20 protein-coding genes are annotated in these 20909 nt (G+C 68.7%); 6 read left to right on the top strand and 14 right to left on the bottom strand.

All coding sequences use genetic code 11. The features are described 5' to 3' along the window. Positions 1-114 precede the first annotated feature (114 nt). From serS to ACFHYQ_RS22455, 3 genes are all read right to left on the bottom strand, one after another. Entirely contained in the window at positions 115-1380 is a 1266-nt protein-coding gene (gene serS / locus ACFHYQ_RS22465) for a serine--tRNA ligase (protein ID WP_394303103.1), read from the bottom strand. Positions 1381-1417: 37 nt separating this feature from the next. Then, positions 1418-2338 carry a prephenate dehydratase gene (pheA, locus tag ACFHYQ_RS22460; protein WP_394303102.1) on the bottom strand — a complete coding sequence of 307 codons (921 nt, stop codon included), beginning with the start codon at positions 2336-2338 and terminating at the stop codon, positions 1418-1420. Positions 2339-2587: 249 nt separating this feature from the next. Then, a complete protein-coding gene (locus ACFHYQ_RS22455; protein WP_394303101.1) occupies positions 2588-3916 on the bottom strand; it encodes a glycosyltransferase 87 family protein in 1329 nt (442 codons plus the stop codon). Between the two features lie 67 nt (positions 3917-3983). Here ACFHYQ_RS22455 and ACFHYQ_RS22450 point away from each other — a divergent pair, with 67 nt between their 5' ends. Further along, positions 3984-6299 (top strand): hypothetical protein, encoded by a 2316-nt coding sequence (locus ACFHYQ_RS22450; RefSeq protein WP_394303100.1) that lies wholly within the window; start codon positions 3984-3986, stop codon positions 6297-6299. Here ACFHYQ_RS22450 and mptB read toward each other — a convergent pair. The 3 genes from mptB to ACFHYQ_RS22435 form a co-directional block, all read right to left on the bottom strand. Continuing rightward, positions 6181-7698, bottom strand: coding sequence for a polyprenol phosphomannose-dependent alpha 1,6 mannosyltransferase MptB (gene mptB / locus ACFHYQ_RS22445; protein WP_394303099.1), 1518 nt, complete (start codon positions 7696-7698; stop codon positions 6181-6183). The two genes, ACFHYQ_RS22450 and mptB, sit on opposite strands and share 119 nt — an antisense overlap. Positions 7699-7985: 287 nt before the next feature. Continuing rightward, complete coding sequence (locus tag ACFHYQ_RS22440) at positions 7986-8711, bottom strand: glycosyltransferase family 2 protein (protein ID WP_204018980.1); 726 nt, start codon at positions 8709-8711, stop codon at positions 7986-7988. 4 nt (positions 8712-8715) lie between these two features. Beyond that, complete coding sequence (locus tag ACFHYQ_RS22435) at positions 8716-9066, bottom strand: STAS domain-containing protein (protein ID WP_204018979.1); 351 nt, start codon at positions 9064-9066, stop codon at positions 8716-8718. Positions 9067-9290: 224 nt separating this feature from the next. Between ACFHYQ_RS22435 and ACFHYQ_RS22430 the strand changes: the two genes are divergently transcribed. Beyond that, entirely contained in the window at positions 9291-9779 is a 489-nt protein-coding gene (locus ACFHYQ_RS22430; RefSeq protein WP_394303098.1) for a hypothetical protein, read from the top strand. 13 nt (positions 9780-9792) lie between these two features. Here ACFHYQ_RS22430 and ACFHYQ_RS22425 read toward each other — a convergent pair whose 3' ends face one another. Beyond that, entirely contained in the window at positions 9793-10569 is a 777-nt protein-coding gene (locus tag ACFHYQ_RS22425) for a response regulator transcription factor (protein WP_394303097.1), read from the bottom strand. Positions 10570-10837: 268 nt separating this feature from the next. Here ACFHYQ_RS22425 and ACFHYQ_RS22420 point away from each other — a divergent pair, with 268 nt between their 5' ends. Next, on the top strand, positions 10838-11005 hold the full coding sequence (locus ACFHYQ_RS22420; protein WP_204018981.1) for a hypothetical protein: 168 nt from the start codon (positions 10838-10840) through the stop codon (positions 11003-11005). Between the two features lie 105 nt (positions 11006-11110). Here the strand turns inward: ACFHYQ_RS22420 and ACFHYQ_RS22415 are convergent, their stop codons facing one another. Further along, positions 11111-11563, bottom strand: coding sequence for an ATP-binding protein (locus ACFHYQ_RS22415; RefSeq protein WP_394303096.1), 453 nt, complete (start codon positions 11561-11563; stop codon positions 11111-11113). A 169-nt stretch (positions 11564-11732) separates the two neighbouring features. Then, the gene (locus ACFHYQ_RS22410) at positions 11733-13646 is read right to left on the bottom strand and encodes a PAS domain S-box protein (protein ID WP_394303095.1); all 1914 of its coding nucleotides are present in this window, start codon (positions 13644-13646) and stop codon (positions 11733-11735) included. A gap of 103 nt (positions 13647-13749) precedes the next feature. On the opposite strand from ACFHYQ_RS22410, the gene ACFHYQ_RS22405 reads away from it, so the two are divergent. Continuing rightward, positions 13750-14352, top strand: a complete 603-nt coding sequence (locus ACFHYQ_RS22405) for a methylated-DNA--[protein]-cysteine S-methyltransferase (RefSeq protein ID WP_394303094.1) — start codon at positions 13750-13752, stop codon at positions 14350-14352. A 32-nt stretch (positions 14353-14384) separates the two neighbouring features. Here ACFHYQ_RS22405 and ACFHYQ_RS22400 read toward each other — a convergent pair whose 3' ends face one another. The 4 genes from ACFHYQ_RS22400 to ACFHYQ_RS22385 form a co-directional block, all read right to left on the bottom strand. Then, the gene (locus tag ACFHYQ_RS22400; protein ID WP_394303093.1) at positions 14385-14744 is read right to left on the bottom strand and encodes a YlcI/YnfO family protein; all 360 of its coding nucleotides are present in this window, start codon (positions 14742-14744) and stop codon (positions 14385-14387) included. An 89-nt stretch (positions 14745-14833) separates the two neighbouring features. Beyond that, a complete protein-coding gene (locus tag ACFHYQ_RS22395) occupies positions 14834-14962 on the bottom strand; it encodes a hypothetical protein (RefSeq protein WP_394303092.1) in 129 nt (42 codons plus the stop codon). Then, positions 14959-15183 carry a hypothetical protein gene (locus ACFHYQ_RS22390; RefSeq protein ID WP_394303091.1) on the bottom strand — a complete coding sequence of 75 codons (225 nt, stop codon included), beginning with the start codon at positions 15181-15183 and terminating at the stop codon, positions 14959-14961. Before ACFHYQ_RS22390 ends, ACFHYQ_RS22395 begins: the two co-directional genes overlap by 4 nt. 78 nt (positions 15184-15261) lie before the next feature. Then, complete coding sequence (locus ACFHYQ_RS22385; RefSeq protein WP_394303090.1) at positions 15262-16617, bottom strand: purine-cytosine permease family protein; 1356 nt, start codon at positions 16615-16617, stop codon at positions 15262-15264. 871 nt (positions 16618-17488) lie between these two features. On the opposite strand from ACFHYQ_RS22385, the gene ACFHYQ_RS22380 reads away from it, so the two are divergent. Both ACFHYQ_RS22380 and ACFHYQ_RS22375 read left to right on the top strand, forming a co-directional pair. Then, a complete protein-coding gene (locus tag ACFHYQ_RS22380; protein ID WP_394303089.1) occupies positions 17489-18172 on the top strand; it encodes an ABC transporter ATP-binding protein in 684 nt (227 codons plus the stop codon). A gap of 89 nt (positions 18173-18261) precedes the next feature. Then, a complete protein-coding gene (locus tag ACFHYQ_RS22375) occupies positions 18262-20337 on the top strand; it encodes a hypothetical protein (RefSeq protein WP_394303088.1) in 2076 nt (691 codons plus the stop codon). Between the two features lie 103 nt (positions 20338-20440). Here the strand turns inward: ACFHYQ_RS22375 and ACFHYQ_RS22370 are convergent, their stop codons facing one another. Then, positions 20441-20764, bottom strand: a complete 324-nt coding sequence (locus ACFHYQ_RS22370) for a rhodanese-like domain-containing protein (protein WP_204018968.1) — start codon at positions 20762-20764, stop codon at positions 20441-20443. Positions 20765-20909: the final 145 nt, after the last annotated feature.

Raw genomic sequence — 20909 nt, 5'->3', positions numbered from 1 at the left:
TCCCGAACATGACGATTGGGTTCCTGACCCGATCTGTGGGCGTCGATGCCCAGACCGGTCAGGATATGTCCAGGTCACGGCCGTTTTACGCGAAAAAACTTGACCAAGCGGTAACTACCGGGATTCCGGCCGGAGGACGTCGAGCCCCACGTACGGCCGCAGGGCCTTGGGCACGACCACGGAGCCGTCGGCCTGCTGGTGGTTCTCCAGGATGGCCACGATCCACCGGGTGGTCGCGAGCGTGCCGTTCAGCGTGGCCACGTTCCGCGGCCTGCCGTCCTCGTCCCGGTAGCGCACGCGCAGCCGCCGCGCCTGGAAGTCCGTGCAGTTCGACGTCGAGGTCACCTCGCGGTAGCGGCCCTGGCTCGGCAGCCATCCCTCGCAGTCGAACTTCCGCGCCGCCGACGTGCCCAGGTCCCCGCCCGCGATGTCGATCACCCGGTAGGGCAGTTCGACCTTGGCGAGCATCTCCTTCTCCCATTCGAGCAGGCGCAGATGCTCCTCGTGCGCCTGGTCGGGGTGGCAGAAGGAGAACATCTCCACCTTGTCGAACTGGTGGACCCGGATGATGCCGCGGGTGTCCTTGCCGTACGACCCGGCCTCGCGGCGGAAGCAGGACGACCAGCCGGCGTACCGCATCGGCAGCGAACGGGCGTCGAGGATCTCCTCGGAGTGGTAGGCCGCCAGCGGCACCTCCGACGTGCCGACCAGATAGAGGTCGTCCTCGGGCAGGCGGTAGATCTCCTTGTCGTGGGCGACGTGGAAACCGGTGCCCTGCATCGCCTCCGGCTTCACCAGCACCGGGGTGATCATCGGAGTGAACCCGGCCTCGATCGCCTGCTGCATCGCCATGTTGAGCAGGCCGAGCTGCAGGCGGGCGCCGACGCCCTTCAGGAAGAAGAACCGCGCGCCGGAGACCTTCGCGCCACGCTCGACGTCGATCGCGCCGAGCAGCTCGCCCAGCTCGAGGTGATCACGGGGCTCGAAGTCGAACGACGGCCTCTCGCCGATCTCCTCCAGGACGACGTAGTCGTCCTCGCCGCCCTCCGGGGCGCCCTGCTCGACGATGTTCGGCACGTTCTGCAGCACCGTGTCGAGCTCGGTCGCCAGCTTCTCGGCCTCGGCCTCGGCGGCCTTCACCTGCGCGGCCAGCTCCTTGGCCCGGTCGAGCAGCGCCTGCCGTTCGTCCCCGGAGGCCCGGGAGACCGACTTGCCGACGCTCTTCTGCTCGGCGCGCAGCGACTCGAAGCCGGTCAGCGCGGCCCGATGCCGCTCGTCGAGCGACAGCAGGGTGTCGACGACCGAGTCGTCTTCGCCGCGGGCGCGCTGCGACGCCCGGAGCCGGTCAGGGTCATCACGAAGGGTACGCAGGTCAATCACGGATCAAAGGCTACCGGAGCGGGTCGGCCCCCCGCTCTCACACGCGACCTGCCCGGACGCTGCTCAGCCAGTCGGCGGCCTCGGCGAAGTCCGCATCCGCCGTACCCCGCCTGACCTGCGGGGCGACCGCGTCGGCCCGCGGATAACTGCCGAGGAAGCGCACGTCGGAGGAGAGCCGGTGCAGGCCCGAGATGGCCTCGCCGACCCGGGCGTCCGAGACGTGGCCCTCACAGTCGAAGTGGAAGAAATAGTGGCCGATGCCGTCACCGGTCGGACGCGACTCGATGCGGGTGAGGTTGACGCCGCGCACCGCGAACTCGCTCAGCATCTCCAGCAGCGCACCGGGGTGATCGTCCTGCAGGAAGGCGACCAGTGACGTGCGGTCGGCGCCGGTGGGCTCGGGCAGCAGGCCGGGCGGGCTCACCCGGATGAACCTGGTCACCGTGTCGGAACGGTCCCCGATGTTCGAGGCGATCGCGGTGAGACCGTAGAATTCGCCCGCGATGGCCGGGCTGATCGCCGCGTCGTACGGCGAGCCGGGCGCGGCGACCTCCTGCGCGGCGCCGGCCGTGGAGGCCGCCGCGACCACGACGGCGCCGGGCAGCTCCCGCTCGATGAACCCGCGGCACTGGGTGTGCGCGGCGGGATGGGTGGTCAGCCGCTTGATCTGCGCCAGCTCGGTGCCCGGCCGGACCAGCAGGGTGAACTCGACGGGCAGCAGCAGCTCGCCGGTGATGAGAAGCGGCGGTCCCCAGGCCAGCTCGTCGAGGGTCTGCGTGATCGCCCCCTCGACCGAGTTCTCCAGGGGGACGACGGCGCCGTCGGCGGTCCCGCTGCGAGCGGCCTCGAGCGCGGCCGTGACGTTGGCGTACGGCACGCCCTCGACGTCGGGCGCCAGGAGCCGCAGCGCCGCCTCGCAGAAGGTGCCCCGAGGGCCGAGGTAGGCGAGCTTTGACATGCCATCCAGGTTATCCCCGCCTGACCCCCGAGCGAGTGCACCCACGCACCCTCCCTCCTCCCAGCCCCAATCACCCCACCCCCCACCCCCCACCCCACTCCCGTGATCTTGCGAATGCTCGCACAAACACCTTCTGAACTGGCCATATTCTCTTCGTGATCTTGCAGTGTAAGATCACGAATGGTGTCCGCCCTGGTCGAGCGTGATGTGTGCGAGTTTCTGCAAGATCACGAAATGGGGATGCGCAGGTCAGTGAGGGTTGCTGCCAGAATTCGCAAGATCACGACGGGGGAGCCGGAGGGCGAGCAGCCATACGAGGACGACGGCGCCCAGGCCGAAGGCGTTCTGCACGATCTTCCCGACGACCGGGCTGAACACCGGGATCTCCAGTGCCTTGATCGACACGCCCCACCACGGGATGGGCAGCACGTAGTAGAGCCACACACCCCCGGCAACCACCAGTCGCATCCGATCACGGCCCGCGCCGGCCAGCGCGGCGAGCACGACCACCACCCAGGCCAGGTGGTGGATCCACGCCACCGGCGACAGCAGTACGGCCATCAGCCCGGTCAGCGCCACCCCGGTCAGCCCGTCGCCGTCCCGGAAGGCCCGGCGGGCGTGGCGGAAGCCGTACCAGCCGATGATGGCCACGGCGGCGAGCCAGATGACCTGGGTCAGCGGGCCGGGCAGGTAGAGCCTGAGCAGCATGCCGCGCAGCGACTGGTTGGTCGTGGCGGCGTTCGCCCCCAGGCGCTCGGAGTCGAGCAGCGCACCGAACCAGAAGTCCCGCGCGTCCTGCGGCATCACCAGGAACGGCAGCAGCGTGAGCAGGGCCGCCGTGAACGTCGCCATGAAGAACGCACGCCGCTGCTCGGGATCGCCGTTCCGGCGCGGGAACCCGGTGACGGCGAGATAGATCAGGAAGACTCCCGGGGTGAGCTTCACGGCCGTCGCCAGGCCGATCAGCATCCCGCGCGGCCAGCGCGGCCCGCGTGCCAGGCAGTCGACCAGGCACAGCGCCAGGAGGAAGAGATCCACCTGGCCGAACCGCACCTGGTCCCTGATCGGCATCAGATAGACGCACGCGGAGGTGAGTACGGCGACAAGCAGCGGTACGGCGGCTGCCCCGCCCAGAAAGCCGCCGGGGAAGCCGCCGAGGAGACCGCGCGGACGGCCCTGTCGTGAGCCGAGCGGCGTCCTGAGCCCCTCGAAGAGGGGACGGAAGGCGAGCCGGACCGTGACGACGAGAACGGCGAAGATGGCCGTCGTCCACACCCACTGGGCCGCCGGCCATGAGATCAGGGCGAGCGGCACCGCCAGCATCGCCCCGATCGGCGGGTAGGTGAACGGCAGAAGCTGCGGCGCCGGGGTGATCACCCCGTAGACGGGGAGCCCGCGCAGGATCGCCGTTCCGCCCGTACGGTAGACGTCCAGGTCCACCAGCCGCTGGTCTTCGGGGTTGGTCAGCCAGTACGCGACCAGGGGGGCCGCGGCCAGGGCGATGGCCGCGAGGGCGAGGGCCCAGGCCCAAACTGGCCGCACGGTCGTCCGGCCGGTCGTCATGGAACCGGTCGTCATGGAAAGGGAGGCTACCGTGGGGCTTCCCGTTCCTGTCGTTGCACACCAGAGCCGAGGAGTCCGGACAGTGCCTGCCAACCGGTCCACGCCATGGCGGACGAGGCGATCCGCGGCGGTGCTGGTGACGGCGCTGCTGGCCTGCCTCGTCGCGTTGGGCTTCCCGTCGGCGGCCGCGGCGATGCCGGCCGCAGCCGAGGCCCAGATGAAGGCCCACGTGAAGGCCCACGTGAAGGCCCAGATGAAGGGGCAGGTGGTGGTGATCGGGGTGCCAGGCCTCCGCTGGGGCGACCTCGATCCGGTGAACACGCCCACCCTGTGGGACCTCGCGGCGCGGGGTGGTACGGCCTCGCTGTCCACGAGGGCCATCCCGCCCGAGGGATATTCGATCAACTGCCCGGTCGCCGGATGGCTGACCGTCTCGGCGGGGCAGCGTGCGGGGGCCGCGAGGCCCGCTGACCGACACAGGGCCTGCGGCGCCGCCCCGACACCTGTCATGGCCGGGGATGGGTCGGGTTCGGCCACGATCCCGAACTGGCCGGAGCTCGTCGCCTTCCAGAAATCGAGCTCATACCGGGCGCGCATCGGACTTCTCGGGCAGGCGATCAACGCGGCGGGCGGGAAGATCGCGGCGATCGGCCCAGGAGCGGCACTCGCCGCCGCCGACGAAAGCGGAAAAGTCCAGAAATATGCGGAGACTGTCGCCGAGCTGCCGGACCTGACGCCATATGCGATGATCTTCGCCGAGGCGGACCAGATCACCAGGGAGTGGCTGGCCCGCCAAGGAGCCGATCTCCCACCCGACGTCCGGAGAAACGCGGTCGCCGCCGCCGACCGGACCGTCCGAGACGTGCTCTCCCGCGTCTCCCCCGGGGCCCCCACGGCCCCTGAAACCACGGCCGCTGGAACCACCGTGCTCGTCGCCGGACTGTCGGACGCCGACGCGACCGCGCACCTCCACGTCGCCATCGCCGTCGGTGGCAGCGGGCCGGGGTCGTACGGGCCGGAGCCGTACGGGCGGGAGTGGCTGACCGCGAGCTCCACCCGTCAGGACGCGTTGGTCACGATCACCGACCTGACCGCGACCGTGCTGCGCGTGCTCGGCCTCGAAACGCCGAAGGAGGCGGTCGGCAAGCCGTGGCGTGGCGGCGGCGACGCGCCCGATGGCACGGGGGAGGCGGTGGCCCGACTCGCCGACGCCGATCTGGCCGGTCAGGTGCTGAGGCAGGTGCGGGAGCCGTTCTTCATCGCGCTCGTCGCCGTACAGCTGCTCTTCTACGGCCTGGCCGCCGTCATGGTCCGCGGGCGCCGGCGGAGGCTCGCCTCCGTCCAGGCGGTGGCGGTGATCAGCGGCGCGCTGCCGATCTCGGCGTTCCTCGCCCAACTGGTGCCGTGGTGGAGTTTCGCCCACCCGATGCCCGCGCTGATCGGTACGATCCTGGCCTTCGCGGGCCTGATCGCCGGGCTCGCGTTCGCCGGGCCGTGGCGAGGGCACGTCCTCGGGCCGCTCACCGTCGTCGCCGCGGTGAGCTCGCTGGCCCTGCTCGTCGACGTCATGACCGGGTCGACCCTCCAGGTGAACGCGGTGAGCGGCTACGAGCCCGTGACGGGCGGGCGGTTCTACGGTTTCGGCAACATGGCGTACGCCGTCTACTCGACCGGGACGATCCTGCTGCTCGCCGGAGTCGCGCACGTGCTGCACCGGCACAGGCGGGTCGCCGTCACCGTGTGCCTGGCGTACGGCTTGCTGGCGACCCTCGCCGACGGTCTGCCCGGCTGGGGCGCGGACTTCGGCGGAGTGCCGGCGTTCGTCGTCGGGGTGGCGGTGTTCCTGATGCTGCTCACCGGACGGCGGGTGTCCGTCGCGAGGCTCGCGATCATCGCGCTGGCCGGAGCCGGGCTCATCGGGCTGATCGCGGTCGCGGACTGGCTGCGGCCGGCCGACCGGCGGACCCACCTGGGCGCGTTCGTGCAGCAGGCGATCGATGGCGAGGGCGGCTCGGTCATCGGGCGAAAGCTCGCCGCGATGCTGCACACGCTGGGCAATCTGCCGCTGACGCTCCTCTCGCTGGCCGCGCTCGCGTTCCTGTTCCTCGTGCTGTCGCGGCCGTCCCGGTGGGGCGCCTCCGCGCTCAGTCAGGCGTACGGCATGGCGCCGGAGCTGCGGGCCGGGCTGTTCGGCGCGTTGACCGCGGCCCTGGTGGGGTTCCTGATCAACGACTCGGGGATCGCGATCCCGGCGATGGCCCTGACCGTCGCCGTGCCACTCACGCTGGCCGCGTCCGTCCGGGCACTCCAGCTCGCCGCCGCCGCGCCGTCACCGCCGCCCACGACAGCAGACCGATCGTCAACGCGAGCAGGATCGCCGGCACCACCAGCGACCTGACGACGTCGACCAGCCAGCCCAGGTCGGGCGGCTGGTTCCGCTGACGTGCCGGAAGGTAGCCGAGCGACAGCACAGCCAGCCGCGCCACCAGGAACACGTCCAGCCACGAGGCGCGGACCAGCGCGAGCAGCGCGAAGGCGAGCCCGTCGTACCAGGGCAGGGCGTACGGCGTGGCGAACAGCCACGCCACGACGAAGGCGAGCGCCACCACCGGACCCGCTCCGGGGACACCGCGGCCGAGGCTCCGGAGCAGGAGGACGGCGAGCACGGCCAGCAGAAGCAGCGAGCCGGCCTGGATCCAGATGTGGTACGCCCCGGACCCGAAGACGGCCTGCAGCGCCTGCTTGACGAGCTTCCACGGTGTGGCGAGCGACACGGTCTTACTCGCGTCGCGCACCCGGTCGAGCGCGTGCGGCCCGGCCGCCCAGTAGGCCGCTACCACGGTCGCCAGCGCCGACCCGGCGACGAGGGCCAGCCGGGCAGGGCGTCGCCTCAGCTCCCAGGCCGGCCCGAGGGCGACCAGCCCCGTCGTGACCTTCACCGCGATCCCCGCGCCGAGCGCCACCCCCAGCGGCACCGCCAGTGGTACGGCGAGGGTTCGGCGGTTTCTCATCGCCACGAGGGCGAGCATCGCGGCCACCACGGGTGCGATCGCCAGCGTGTCGACATGCATGCCGGCCACCAGGTGATAGACGAGCAGCGGGTTGGCCGTCCAGAGAAGGGCCGCGCGGCGCTGCCGTACCGGATCGTCCCGGGTGAGGCGGTGCAGCAGCACCCCGGTCACGATGAAGGCGGCCGCGTTGACGAGCGCCAGCACGAACACCGTCAGCCGGACCGAGTCGCCGCCGATGTGGCTCGCCAGGGCCTGTACCGCCGTCGCGACCGGACCGTAGACGCTGGGAGTGCTGCGCCACTCTTCGACCGCGCCGGCGACCGGGTCGGCCGGCAGGTCGGCGGGCACGGTCACGTACGGGTCGTGGCCGAGTGCGGCGATCCTGCCGTACGCCGCGTAGTTGAGGTGATCGGACGAGCCGGAGGGCGGCAGGAAGGCCAGCACCCCGGCGGCCAGACACCCGGCGATCAGGAGATGGCGGGCGGGGGGCATCCGCCGTACGGAGAGCAGCCCGGTGGCGAGACCGATCACACCGAGGACGATGGCGGCGGCGGCGATCCCGATGACGAGATGACCGTCGGGGGACAGGCCGAGTGAGTACGGCGGCTGCCAACCCGATCCGCTCAGGCCGTCGGCGAGCTCCGGCACCGGCTTTCCCGGGCCGTCGGCGAGCTCCGGCACCATGGCCGACGGGCCGAGGACGCCGATGACGATCGTGGCGAGGATGGACAGCCCGATCGCCGCGACACCCCAACCCCCCCACCGTGATCTTGCGAATTCTCGCACGGTACGGCCCTGGCCTGGGCGTTCACCTTTCATGATCTTGCAGAAATAACCCACCTGGCCCTCTGATCTGGGGGTTTGCGGTTCGTGATCTTGCAGTAGGTCGACCCGCGCAAGATCACCAATGATATCCGTGCAGGTCGAACAGTGTTCGTGCGAGTTTCTGCAAGATCATGAAGTGAGGATTGGCTGGTGAGAGGGCATGGGTGCGAGAAACTGCAAGATCACGACGGGGGTTGGGGGGTGGCGGGGGGTTAGGGGCATTGGGGGCATTGGGGCGGGGTGGAGGTTTATGGGAGGAGCGAGGGGATCTCGCGGGCGGCGAGGGCGCGGCCGACATCGCGGAGCTGCCTGGCCCGGTGGAGCTGCCCGCGCAGGTCGTTGCCGGTCGCCCGGTGCGCCATCTCGACCTCGACCTCGATCACCCGGAAGCCCTTCCGCAGCAGGTCGATCGTCATGCCGGTCTCGACGCCGAAGCCGTGGGCGAGTGGGCGGGCCGCCTCGAACGCGGGCCGGGTCAGGCAGCGCTGCCCGTTGAGCGGCTGGGTCGGCTCCCAGCCGGTAAGTCGCTTGATCCCCTCGCGGGCCAGCCGTACGACCATGCCGTGGCCGCCCAGCTTCACCCGTTTCGCGAACGCCGCGATGGTCATGTCCGCCTCGCCGGCGCGCACGGGCGCGATCAGCGCGGACGCGGCCCCGGCGGTCTCGCCCAGATCCGCGTCGAGGAACAGCAGGTGCCTGGAGACCTCGCCGCCCTCATCGAGGAGCCGTACGGCTTCCGCGCCCGTCTCCATCGCCGCGGCCTTGCCGCGGTTGCGGCTGTGCCGTACGACCCGGGCGCCCGCCGCCCTGGCCACCCGGCCGGTCTCGTCGGACGAGCCGTCGTCGACGACCACCACGAGATCGACGCCGGGCAGCTTCAGGGCGGCGGTCACCGTGCCGCCGATCCGGTCGGCCTCGTCCTTGGCCGGGATCACGACGGCGGTGTCCTGCTCAGGTACCACTACATCACCCATGTGGCTAGCCCTGCTGGTCGGCCGCGAGCACGTCGGCCGGCACGGCGTCATAGACGGTGAAGACCGAGTCGAGGCCTGTGACCTGCAGAATCTTCCGTACGGCAGGCCGGGGCGCGGCGACCTCCAGCGTACCGCCGCGCTCGCGCAGGCGTTTGAGCGCGGACAGGAGGACGTTCATGCCGGTGGAGTCACAGAACTCCACCCCGGACATGTCGATTACCACTCGGTCCGGCCCGGTCTCCAGCACGCGGGTGAACTCGGCCTGCAGCCGAGGAGCGGTGTATAGGTCGATTTCGCCGTAGATGGCCATGACGGCCTGGCCTGCCTGGGATCGGGTCGCGACTTTGAGCTCCACGAGGCGCACACTAGCGTCGTCCAGGCCCCGGGTCACGCTCCGCCGGAAACCCCGAAGAGTCGCCCGCGCTTTGTCCCCGATTTCCGGGGCAAGCAAACGCGGAGTGCGCGAAGCTTGACGTTACGCGACGCCGGCGTAGCCGGATGGGGGGCCCGGAACCTCCTGGTCTTGGTCGTCACTTCGTGAAGGAGGGCGGGCGCCGAGCACAGTGGGCCCGAAGAAACATGAACGCTGAACTGCCAGAAGATCCCGAGCGGCGGTCGTTGCGGGAGCGGCTGGAGGACGTCCAGGTCCGGAGTGCCAAGGCGTCGTCATGGCGCGACTCCGCCGAACCGCTGCGTTCGCTGATCAACCGGGAGGGACACGTCCCGATCAGCGCGAAGCTGACCGGCGAGGACCTCGACTTCCTCGCCACGGCACGCGAGGACCTGCTGTGCCTGGCCGAGCTCGGCATCCGGCTGCTCGATCTCCATCAACCGAGGGACGCCGGCGGGATCACGAGCGACACCGCCAACCCGATCCTGCGGTGCCGCAGCTGCATGTGGCGCTGGCCCTGCCCGACATTTCGCGCCATGTCGGATGCCCTCCCAGCGGGAGCACCCGGCCTCCTCGGAGCGCTGGCAACACCCGGCTCAACCGGTGTGATCGGTACGGCGGGCCCGCCCAGCGTGATCGCCCTGCCCGACGGCCTGCCGCCGGGCCTGCCCGGTTGATCGTAGGGGGATGTTAGGCCGACGGCTCGTAGCGGTAGCCGACGCCCCAGACCGTGACGATCCGCTTGGGGTCGGTCGGGTCCGGCTCGATCTTCTCGCGGAGCCTGCGTACGTGAACGGTCACGGTTGAGGAGTCGCCGAAGGACCAGCCCCACACCTTCTTGAGCAGTTCGGCTCGGCTGAACGCCTGACGCGGGTTGCGCAGCAGGTGAACGAGCAGGTCGTACTCCCGAGCCGTCAGCGTGATCTCCCGGTCGGCCAGCCATGCCTGGCGGGTGCCCATGTCCACCACCAGGTCGCTGTCGCGCAGCACGCTCGTTCCGACGGGGGTGAGCCCGCGTGCGGCGGTCGGCTGAGCGCTCCGGCCGATCTGAACGCCCTGACTCGGTTGGCCGCCGCCGGGGGTGGCCGGGGCGCCGCGGGCCCGGCGCAGGACGGACTGGACGCGCAGCGCGAGCTCGCGCGGGCTGAACGGCTTGGTGACATAGTCGTCGGCCCCCGTCTCCAGGTCGGCGACGCGGTCGATCTCCTCTCCGAGAGTGGTGAGCATGATGACGGGAACCGGTAACCGCTCGCGCACGGCCCGGCAGACCTGGAGGCCGTCCAACCCGGCCAGCATCAGGTCGAGGACCAGCAGATCGGGAGGGTCGGCGATGGCCCGTCTGAGCGCCTCGGCGCCGTCATCCACGCATTCCACCTCGTGGCCCTCGCGTTCCAGGTAGCGGGCCACCACCTCGGCGACGGCAGGGTCGTTCTCGGCGACCAGGACACGGGAGGCGTGGTTTCGCATCAGTCGTTTCCCATCAGGTCATTCCCATGGGCCGATTTTCCGAAAGGCACGTGACCAAGTTAAGCCCGGCTGACTGTCTCCGCCGTCTGCCGGCGGCCCCGGCCATGGCCGGCTCGCCGTGCCTGCTTGCCATACCGAGAGGGAATGATTCACGTGAAACCGGGAGATGATCTCTTGACCTGCGGCATTGTCCGGCCTCCAGTACGGTGGGCGACCGACAAGTACGATCAAGCTCGCACTTGTCGGTGTCACCGCGTACCTTGTGGCTATGGCCCGTATCGCGCTGACCGTCCTGGGGATCATCCTCGCCATCTGGCTGGTGTTCGGATTCATCATCCCCGCGTTGTTCGCGACGCTCAAGTTCCTGTTCATCTTCGCGATCGTCGCATTCCTCGTCGTCGCGACGATCACCATGATCGGGAAGTTCTCCCGGTAACGTGAACTCCCTCCGGGCCCTCCCCGGCCCGATCATCTGGCTGCTGGCCGGGCTGGTCATCCTGCCCGGTCAGTTCGTCACGCCCGCCGGTCTCGGCACAGCGACTTAGCCCACTTCGCGGAGGGCGGGGGTTCCGGTCGTCATGTTATGGCCGTTCCGGGCGGCCCAAGAGGCGGTCAAGGTGGCCCAGACCGTGGTCGTCTCCCCCTCGTGCCGGACTCCCCAGTGGTCCGCGAGGTACTCGACGATGCCCAGGCCCCGGCCGCCCAGCGACGAAAGCGTGGGGCGGCCGGCTCGCGGCTCGGTGGCGGCTCCGCCATCGCTGACCGCCACCTCCACCTGGCTCTCCGAGCAATCCCACGAGGCTCTGAGCTGGCCACACGGCAGGGGATGCGCATGCCGCAGGGCGTTGCTGAGCAGCTCGCTCATCACCAGGACCACATCATCGACCACTCCGGCGCTCATGCCCGTGGCCAGCAACTCCGAACTGAGGCGCTGACGTGCGACGGCGACGCTCGACGGTGCGTACGGCAGCAGCACGACGCTCGTCGCACTCACCTCCCCGATTCAGTCCCTCAGGAGACCGCCCCTTGGCAGGGACTCCACTCCTGAGGAAAACAACAGCCCCAGTACGACCGAAATGCCCCGTTGGATCGACGGGGAAACCGACCTCCGATCACAGCTTGTGCACATTGGACAATAGATCAGCTCTTGCCAGGCAAGCGCGTTACCACCTCGGTGTGTCTGATGAGGTATCGGTTGAGACCTCAAGTCGGGCCCGGTTGAGAACGACTCGCATTCGGGTGCCTCCTCCGGGCCTGGGCAGCGCGGTGACGTCCCCATCCTGAGCCCTGGCGAGGCTCCGCACGATGTAGAGTCCCAGACCGACACCCCCGAACCTGCGCCGGTTGCCGCTGTCGGCCTGGACGAAGCGTTCGAAGACCCGCTCCCGGTCGGCTGGGGCGATGCCGATCCCTTCGTCGTCGACGACGAGGACGACGAGGTCGTCCTCCGGCCAGGCGCCCACCCGGATCAGCCCACCGTCCGGGGAGTACTTGAACGCGTTCTCCAGCAGTTGGCCGAGCAGGATGTCGGTCGCCAGCGGATCGCCGTACACGGACGGCAGCCCGGCCGGGATGTCCACCTCGACCCGGTGCCGGTCGGACAGCACCGGCAGGCCCAGGGTCGCCGCGTGTACCCGCTCGGCCAGGTCGAAGATCTCCACCTTGACCTTGAGCTCGTCGGCGCCGGCCCGTGCGCCGAGCAGCAGATGATCCATGAGCTGCCCAAGTGCCCGCGACCGTTCCGCGATGGTCCGTACGGCGGAACGCCGCTCGTCGCCCGACAGATGGTCCCAGCGGGAGTCGAGCGTGCTGGCGAACCCGCGCACGATCGTGATCGGTGTGCGCAGTTCGTGGCTCGTGGTGGCGAGGAACAGGTCCTTGGCCTCCTCCAGTTCCTTCGCCCGGGTCACGTCGCGGAAGTCCACCACGATCTCCCCGGTCTCGGGGATCTCCGCGCACAGCACGTCGAGCCATCGGCCGGAGGGAAGCTGGAAGGTGAGCTTGGCTCCCGGCTCGGGAAGCGGAAAGGGCGGTGGACCGCCGATCGCCTCCTCGGCGGCGACGTCGGTCAGCTCGGCCGCGGCCGGGTTCCACCGGATGACCTTTCCGGCTCCGTCCAGTACGGCTATGCCGTCCGCGCTGGCATCGAACACCGCACGCTCGTGGGCGCGCTGCCGTACCGCCTCCTGGTAGGCCATGGCGTTGCCGACCGCGATGCCGGCGTGACCGGCGAGCAGTTCGAGGAGCTCCAGCTCGAGGTGGCCGGCCTTGCGCTTGGCGAACAGGGCGTAGAGCGCCCCATAGGGACGCCCTCCGACGGCCGCCAGCCCCACGGCGATCGTGTGCAGCCCGGGCACCCGAGCCCAGACCAGATCGCCGAACCCCTCCGGGCCGGTCTCCAGCAGCACGGTCTTGCCGGTGCGCAGCAGCTTGTCCACCAGGCTCGTGTGCAGCTCGGCGGTGGTGCCGCGCAGCCCCTCGGGCAGCTGGTGGACGCCGACCAGGCGCAGGCGGTCCCCCTCGATCGACACGAATCCACCCGCGTCGGCCCCGGTGAGCTCGGAGAGGCTGGCGGCGATGCGGTCGAGCACGACGGGAAGGTCGAGTTCGGCGTTGATGTCCCCGACCACGTCGGTCAGCCGCCGGACCAGCAGTGCGCGCCTGGCCGCCCTGTCCTGGGCGGCGTCGTCGTCCTCGGCCGAGTGATAGACGCTGACGTATCCGAGCAAGGCGCCGCCCGCCGAGCGCAGCGCGCTCGTGTCCACCCGCAGGTCGAGGAGTGCCCCATCCCGGTGGAAGCGCTTGGTGCGCAGGGACACCCGGCCCCGGGAGTCCGAGGCCGTGCGTACGCGTTCGAACACGGCGTTGTGCTCGGCCATCAGTTCGTCCGGCACGATCGGCGGGCGGCGACCGATGGTCTCCTCGGCGGGCCAGCCGAACAGCCGCTCGGCTGCCGCGTTCCAGCTCAGCACGGTCAGGTCCCGGTCGAGGGCGACGATCGCGTCGGGGGAGTCGGCGACGACGGCGCGAGCGATGCCGTCCTCGTTCCACTCGTCCTTGGCCTCGAAGTCACCCACGCCCCCATCGTGCCCTCTTTCACCTTTTGATCTTGGCCTTTTCCGGCAGGTCGAGATGGCTCCGATACCCTTCTGCCAGCGAGTGAGAGAAAGCGGGGCGCCAATGTCCACAGAGGACCTCGAGGCCCTGTTACGTGTGACCGCACCGGGATATGTGGGCGAGATGCCCCCCGAGGTGGCGTTCGGGCATGTGGACACCGCGGTCGGGCGGCTGACCCTCGCGGTCACCGGCCGAGGCGTGGCGGTCTGCAGCTATGACGACGAGCACGCGGTCTTCGAGCGCGTCTCCCGCCTGATCGGCTCGTTCATCGGGCCTGATCCGCGGCGGCTGGACCCGGTGCGCCGGGAGCTGGAGGCGTATTTCGCCGGTCGGCTGCGCGCGTTCTCCACCCCGGTCGATCTCCGGCTCGCCACCGGCTTCTCGCGGACGGTGACCCAGATGATGCTCGCCGTGCCATACGGACAAGTCACCACATATCAGGAGATCGCGCAGCGGATCGGGCGGCCGCAGGCGCTGCGAGCGGTGGCCAACGCGCTGAACGGCAACCCGGTGTGCGTCATCGTTCCCTGCCACCGCGCCGTCGAGTCGCCGGGCTCACCTGGCTCATCGGGAACACCGGGCTCATCGGGCACACCGGGCTCCGCTTACGCCGGCGGCCCGGCCGCCAAGGAACACCTGCTCCGCCTCGAAGGCGCCATCGGCTGAACTCGCGATTCCGAGGTACAGGACCTTGCGGATCAGCTCGCACGGAGATACTGCTCGAAGGCTTCCCGCGCCAGTGCGGAGATCGTTTTCCCCTCCTGCCGGGCACGGGCCTTCGCGTGCTCGCAGAGTTCCTCAGGAATGCGGAACGAGATCCTGGGTGAGTGCCTGCTTTCGCCGGTCAATGATGGACGCCCCCCACGACCAGTGGGAACGGGCACCCGGCCCTCGTCGATCGCACGGTGGACATCGGCGATCGCCTGCGCCACGTACTCGTCCGTGATCCGGTTGCCCTTGGTGTCGTAAATCTCCTCGGACTCGCTGTCGATCTCGGAGTCCTGGTCCAGGGTGAGTTCGATGTCCTTCGGCGGCCAGGATTCCTCGTGCATGCTCATGACTTCCTCCCGTAAAGGCCGTCCGCCACGTCGCGTAAGAAGTCGGCTTCGGCGTCTGCCCCGGCACGGCTGAAGAGCATGTAACCGATCTAGGCGAGGAGCGGAGAAGGCAGCAGCAGCGGCTCGGGCAAGTTCTGGAGCAGGTCGACACATTGCCGGTGGTGGTCGTCTTTGCGGTTGGCGGCGGCCACCACGGGGCCGGTATCGATGACGATCACGCGCTTCGGCGCTCCTGGTCGGCCCAGGCGTCGCGCACGATCTCCTTCGCGCGCTCACCCAGGTCCGGTTCGCCGTCGAAGACGGCAGTCGTGCGGAACCGGCGGCGGGGACGTTCTCCCCGCTCCACTACTGCCCACTGACGTAGCAATTCCACCGCGTCGGGCAGCCGCTCCTCTGGCACTGCGTCGAGCAACCGGTGTGCTTCCTCGCGTACGCTCATGCCCCAGTGTAGGAGTCCGCACCTTGAGTGGCACGAAATCGCGGCTGTCGCCGCCAGCACCCCCGCGGCCTCGCTCGCCTACTGAGCGCGGCGGCGGGTGAGGGGGTGCAGGAGCAGCGTCGCCAGCGCGGCGGCCAGGAACGCGGCGAGTGTGGCGCTCATCCACGGCTGGTGGACGAACCCGATGGTCTCGCGCACCCACACCCAGGCGCGGTCCCACCAGCTCATCTCCTCCGGGGGCGCGGTGACGATCCAGAAGGCGACGAACCCGAGGATCCACGGGACGATCATCGACCAGCGGGAGGGTGCGTCGCCGGCGGTGTTCCAGCGGGAGGCTCCCCCGAGGAGGAAGTAGTCGACCACGAGGACCGCGAACATCGGGACGAAGACCGCGCCGATCACGCTGAGGAACGCGCCGTACGAGTTCACGTCGGCCAGCAGCGCGATCCCGATCGTGAACACCCCGATCACCGTCGAGACGAGCCGCCGGTCCCAGCGGGGTGCGAGGTTCTGGATGGACATGGTGGTGGAGTAGACGTTCGCGAACGACTGATCTACTTCGCGCAGCACGAGGATGCCGAAGAACAGTCCACCGAGCGGCGCCGCTACGAACGGGTCCCAGACCCTGTCCTCGGTGTTTCCGACCAGCGCGAGCGCGGCGATGCCCAGGACGAGACAGGCGACCTGGGCGATCGTGTAGCCGCCGACCACCCCCGTGAACGCCGCCCGGCTCGACCTGGAGTGCCGGGCGATGTCGGCGGCCATCGGCACCCAGGAGACCGACAGCGCGATGACGTAGTCGACGGCCGGGGCGAATGCCTCCCAGGACCCTCCGGCGAGCGCCGGCCCCTTCATCGCCAACGCGACGGACAGCCAGACCATGGAGAGCACCACGCCGGCTGTGACGTACCGCCGCAGCAGCCGCAGCGCGCCCAGCGGCCGGATCGTGAGCGTGATCGTGACCACTCCCGCCACGATCACCCATGCTTCGTACGGCACAGCCGTACCGAAGATCGCCTCAGCGCCGCGCGCGATGACCCACAGCTCGAAGGCCCCCCAGCCGAGCATCTGCACGATGTTCAGGACGGTCGGGACGTACGACAGGCGGGCCCCGAAGAGGCCACGGAGCAGCATCATCGCCGGTCTGCCCGTCCGCGTGCCGGGGATCGCGGCCAGTCCGACCATGACGGTGCCGATCAGGCTGCCGACGACGGCGGCGAGCACCGCCCCCGTGAACGTCAGCGGCCTGCCGCCGAGCGGGTCGAGCAGGAGCAGCGCCCCGGAGAAACCGAGAAGGCTGACGCCGAGGTTCGCCCAGAACGCCCCCTGGTCGAGCAGTCCCAGCGTCTTCGGGGCCTCTTCGTCGAGGGTCAGGGGGACCTCGGACCCCTTGGGGTCGACGACTTCAACGGGGTCGACATGGGCGGACGCCATCGCACGCTCCCTACGCCGGCATTATCCGGACAGGTTCAGGCGGTCGGCGGCACGCCTCACGTCACGAGGAGCCGCCCTCTCAGCCCGGTCACGCCCGAGCTCCCGCGGTATTCAGCTATCAGACCGGATTATATGGCACCTGTTTGCCTCAAGATGAACCTCCCAGATCCCTGAATTGTCTCCGCCGTCCAGCCGGCATCCCTGCCGTGTCCGTTGCATCACTGTGCGTCACCGTGCGTCCCTGGCCATACATCCGTGCATCCGTGCAGCGGGCAACCTGAGTCCGATTTTTCTTGTTGACGAAGTTTTCTATAAATGTCAGGATCACACAGGATCACGCTGTGGGCGGGATGGTTGCCAAACGTCTCCCGCCCACAGCACATCTGTCGATGCAAGGGAAAGGATACGCATGTCCGACCATCCCCGCCGGGCTGTCCGGTTCCTCACCGCCGCGGTCGGAGGCGCCGTCGCGATCGGAGCGCTCGCCCCCATCGCGAGCGCTCAGGCCCTCTATGCGGCTAACAACAATAGTGTCGCCGTTTCGTACACCCATGGGAACAACGTGGTGCGCTTGGTGAACAACCACTGGGCCACGAACCCCGGGCACGTCTACAATCAGTACTTCCGGTCGGCTGCCCCCAGCACCCAACGCTCCTACGGCCTCTACGGTTCGGACGGTGACTATGTGGACAGCAACACGGGATCAAAGGTAATCAAGCTCAGAGCATGTGAGACCATCACGGCGTGGCCGGATTCGTGCAGCGGGTGGGTCAGTTAGCCGAGTCAGGCGAATAGAACCTCGATCACAAACAAGAGCCAGGGCGGGCGGTCGGACTGCTCGCCCTGGGCTGCCTCCAGCCCAAGGTGATTCATGACGGATGAAACGTTCTCTCCAGTCCTGCGCGTTCAACAGTTGTGCTACTCGACACCGAACGCGCAGATCTTTGACCGGCTCGACCTCGATGTGTTCGCCGGTGAATCCGTCGCGTTGTGCGGGCCGAGCGGCACTGGTAAGACCACCCTTCTCTCGTGCATCGCGGGCCTGATCCGACGTGATGAAGGCCGGATTCTTGTGGCTGGGGAGGAGGTGACCCGCATGTCCCGGCGCCAGCTCGCCGCTCATAGGCGAAACCACATCGGCATGGTGTTCCAGTTCGGTGAACTGTTGCCGGAGTTGTCGCCGATGGAGAATGTCGCGCTGGCCGCGCTGCTGGCGGGCGTCAAACGTGAGGAGGCGTACGGCTCGGCGCGGACGCTCCTGTCGGAACTGGGTATTTCCCACGAGAAAACACCGACCGCGTACCTGTCTGGAGGGGAACGCCAGCGGGTGGCGGTGGCCCGTGCGCTGATCACCGATCCACCGCTGATCTTGGCGGATGAGCCGACCGGAGCTCTGGACCAGCACAGCCGCGACGTCGTCGCGGACATTCTTTTCGATCTCCCGAAACGCGATGGGCGCGCGTTGTTGTTGGCCACTCATGACGAGAACGTCGCCAAGCGCGCCGATCGCCGCCTTGACCTACGTGCCGGGCGGCTTACCGGGGCGAGGGCATGAAGCGGAGAGCCCTCTGGCTGCAGTTACTCAGGGTCGGCACAGCGGCTGCGCGGCGATCAACCGGAGGCAGACTGCGGCAGGTAGCCCTGATGACCGGAGCGGCGATCATGACGGCGTCTCTCCTGTTCTGTCTCATGGTGGTGGCCGTTTACAGCGGTTGGGACCAACGAGAGGCAGCACGCGGTGCGGAGCCGGTCAAGAACAAGAAAGATCCGGCCATCGTGCTCTACTCGGAAGGCGGAGACGCGGTAGGGACGGTTCCGCACAGCGTCATCTACGTAGAGCCACTTTCGCCGTCCGCTCCGCCACCTCCTGGGCTACCAAGGTGGCCCAGGCCTGGTGAAGCGTTCCTGTCCCCCGAGTTGATACGTGCGGGCCAGGCCGAAAAGATCACCGGTCGCTACGGGACCTTCGGCGGAACCATCGGCTCTGAGGGTCTTGCATCCCCCGGGGAGCGCCTCGCTTACGTGCGCCCGATCGTAGATCACCATCGTGAGTGGCTGCGCATCGCTCGGATCGGATCCTCCAAGGCCATGCCGATCGGCGACTCGCTCAATCGGGTCCCCATCGGTCAGTTTCTCAGCACGCTCGCGATCACATTGGGTGGCGCCGCCCTGGTGCTGCTGGTCGTCGCGGCCCGAGTAGGTTCGGCGACCAGGGACCGGCGCACTCAACTCCTCGCCGCGCTGGGCGGGACCGGTTGGCACCGGACGCTGGTCACAGTCGGTGAGGCTCTTCCGGCCGTTATCCTCGGCACCGTCCTGGGCGCGCTTCCCTACCTGGCGATGATGACCGTGACAACGAGGCTCCCGATCTCGGGTTTCGTGGTCAGCCCGTCCGACCTTCGCACATGGTCCTGGGCCGTACCGCTGATGATGTCGGCCGCATGCCTTATCGCCCTGCTTGTTGTCGCCTCCCTGCATCGAATCAGGCTGGACGGTCGTACCACCCGCCCGCGCACTTTCGCCGTCGAAGTTCCCCGCTGGCGGTTGGTGGCTGGCTTGGCCGGCCTCTTCCTGGTCATTGTCACGCCGTATCTGCCGAAGGTGGCCGGCTTCCTCAGTTATATCGGTGGAACGGCTCTGCTCTGGGGCATGCTTCCGTCGGCCGCCGGCGTGGCCGTCCGGTGGATGGGGGAGCGGGTCGCGCGTTTCGGACTTCGAGGCGGTCGTGGTGTCGCACTGGTGGCGGGCCGGTGGGCGCACGCTCGCCCAGGCGTGGTGGTCCGACTCGTTGCCGTGATCGTCATCGGTCTCGGTGTCATCACCCAAGCGCAGGTGTGGACCAGCCGGCTGGGCGACGCTGGGCAGAACGCCGAGTTCTTACAACAACGATTGGGAGATTCGGTGCTACTCGTAACCGCTCCCTCTCTGACACCCGAGAAAATCCGTTCCTTCCGAGATAAGCTCCCCTCGGAGAGTGAGCTTTTCGCGTTCTATCGGCCGGAAGATCCCACGAAGCCGACAGTGGTGCGCACGGACTGTGCTGCGATCCGCGAAATCGGGTTGTCCTGTGATGAACCGCCGATGCAGCTGAGTAACGGGGACCTTCGAGCCCGTGTCCTGGATGGCAGCATTGGACTGGGATCCAGTGCGACGACACTGCGGCAGGGCGATATATACAGGGGAACGGCATCTACCGATGGCCTCGCCATAATCTCCCCGCTGAGAACCGAGGCCGCGCCCTTGTGGCAGGTGAAGATCGCAGCACATCAGGCTTTCGGGAGAGCACATGTCGAGAGGCCGTTCGATGCCTGGCTGCTGGGCGCGGACCGTTTGGTGAGCATGGCGGACTGGATTCGGCTTCTGACCGTTTTGATACTGGCAATTCTCCTAATCACTGTCGTGTTCAGTTCCGCAGCTGAGTTCCTTGTTTTTACGGCCTCGGTCGCACCGCTTGCGGTACTCACGGAACAGCGGCGTTTCCTGATGCGAATCGCGCTGTGGAATCTCACTCTCCCCGCCTTGCTCGCTGTCGTGATCGGAGTTGCCGTGGCGGCATGGCAGGGCAATTTCTTCATTGCCATATCCGGATCGGGGACGTTCTCCTGGGACATCACCGCAGCCGGTACGGCGGCGGCGGTCGTCCTCGCTGTCGGGCTCGGATTGGCGGGTGGCATCGGGGCGGTCCGAGCTGCCGATCGATGGCGTCCGGCCGCGGACTGACTCGCTGCAGTTCAGACATGCGTCGCCTGACGGCGCCGGTGGGATGCCGACCGGTGCCGTCGAGCGGCCCTACAATGCGGGAAGCCGGAATCGGCACGACCCGCTATGCGACGTAGGGCGTGGCGCCGGTTTCGCTGAGCATGGGGCGGCCGGCGGCGGCCCATGACTGCATGCCGCCGTCCACGTTGATCGCCTTCCTGCCGATGTGGTTGAGCCACATGGCGGCCTGGGCGGACCTGCCTCCCACGCGGCAGATCACGTAGACCGTGTCGCCTTGGGGAAGCTCGTCGACCCGGGCCTGCAGGTGGCCCAGGGGGATGTGGACGGCATGCGGCGCGTGTCCCGCCTGCCACTCGTCGATCTCGCGGACGTCCAGCAGATATGCGTCCTCGGGTACGGCGTTCGCCGCGATTTCCGGCACCATCATGCGCCCATTCTCGCCGGTCCGCGGAGATGCCCGGGCGGCGTCCCGGCGGAGGTGGCACCAGCTTGTTTCCGCCGATCCCGTCACGAGCCCTGTCTGCTGGTCCGATGCACAAGAATCAGAGGTTCTCCACAGCCTGTGGATTACT

Origin of the sequence: Sphaerimonospora cavernae (assembly GCF_042435035.1) — a bacterium.
GTDB classification, from domain to species: Bacteria; Actinomycetota; Actinomycetes; order Streptosporangiales; family Streptosporangiaceae; genus Sphaerimonospora; species Sphaerimonospora cavernae.
This window is presented reverse-complemented; position numbering and strand designations above follow the sequence as displayed.

What these genes read in the sequence shown, in the direction of transcription:
- pheA (WP_394303102.1), bottom strand. Translation starts at nt 2,338, where the DNA reads ATGTCAAAGCTCGCCTACCTCGGCCCTCGGGGCACCTTCTGCGAGGCG.
- ACFHYQ_RS22455 (WP_394303101.1), bottom strand. Translation starts at nt 3,916, where the DNA reads ATGACGACCGGTTCCATGACGACCGGCCGGACGACCGTGCGGCCAGTT.
- ACFHYQ_RS22440 (WP_204018980.1), bottom strand. Translation starts at nt 8,711, where the DNA reads ATGGGTGATGTAGTGGTACCTGAGCAGGACACCGCCGTCGTGATCCCG.
- ACFHYQ_RS22430 (WP_394303098.1), top strand. Translation starts at nt 9,291, where the DNA reads ATGAACGCTGAACTGCCAGAAGATCCCGAGCGGCGGTCGTTGCGGGAG.
- ACFHYQ_RS22425 (WP_394303097.1), bottom strand. Translation starts at nt 10,569, where the DNA reads ATGCGAAACCACGCCTCCCGTGTCCTGGTCGCCGAGAACGACCCTGCC.
- ACFHYQ_RS22420 (WP_204018981.1), top strand. Translation starts at nt 10,838, where the DNA reads ATGGCCCGTATCGCGCTGACCGTCCTGGGGATCATCCTCGCCATCTGG.
- ACFHYQ_RS22405 (WP_394303094.1), top strand. Translation starts at nt 13,750, where the DNA reads ATGTCCACAGAGGACCTCGAGGCCCTGTTACGTGTGACCGCACCGGGA.
- ACFHYQ_RS22400 (WP_394303093.1), bottom strand. Translation starts at nt 14,744, where the DNA reads ATGAGCATGCACGAGGAATCCTGGCCGCCGAAGGACATCGAACTCACC.
- ACFHYQ_RS22390 (WP_394303091.1), bottom strand. Translation starts at nt 15,183, where the DNA reads ATGAGCGTACGCGAGGAAGCACACCGGTTGCTCGACGCAGTGCCAGAG.
- ACFHYQ_RS22385 (WP_394303090.1), bottom strand. Translation starts at nt 16,617, where the DNA reads ATGGCGTCCGCCCATGTCGACCCCGTTGAAGTCGTCGACCCCAAGGGG.
- ACFHYQ_RS22380 (WP_394303089.1), top strand. Translation starts at nt 17,489, where the DNA reads ATGACGGATGAAACGTTCTCTCCAGTCCTGCGCGTTCAACAGTTGTGC.
- ACFHYQ_RS22375 (WP_394303088.1), top strand. Translation starts at nt 18,262, where the DNA reads ATGACCGGAGCGGCGATCATGACGGCGTCTCTCCTGTTCTGTCTCATG.
- ACFHYQ_RS22370 (WP_204018968.1), bottom strand. Translation starts at nt 20,764, where the DNA reads ATGATGGTGCCGGAAATCGCGGCGAACGCCGTACCCGAGGACGCATAT.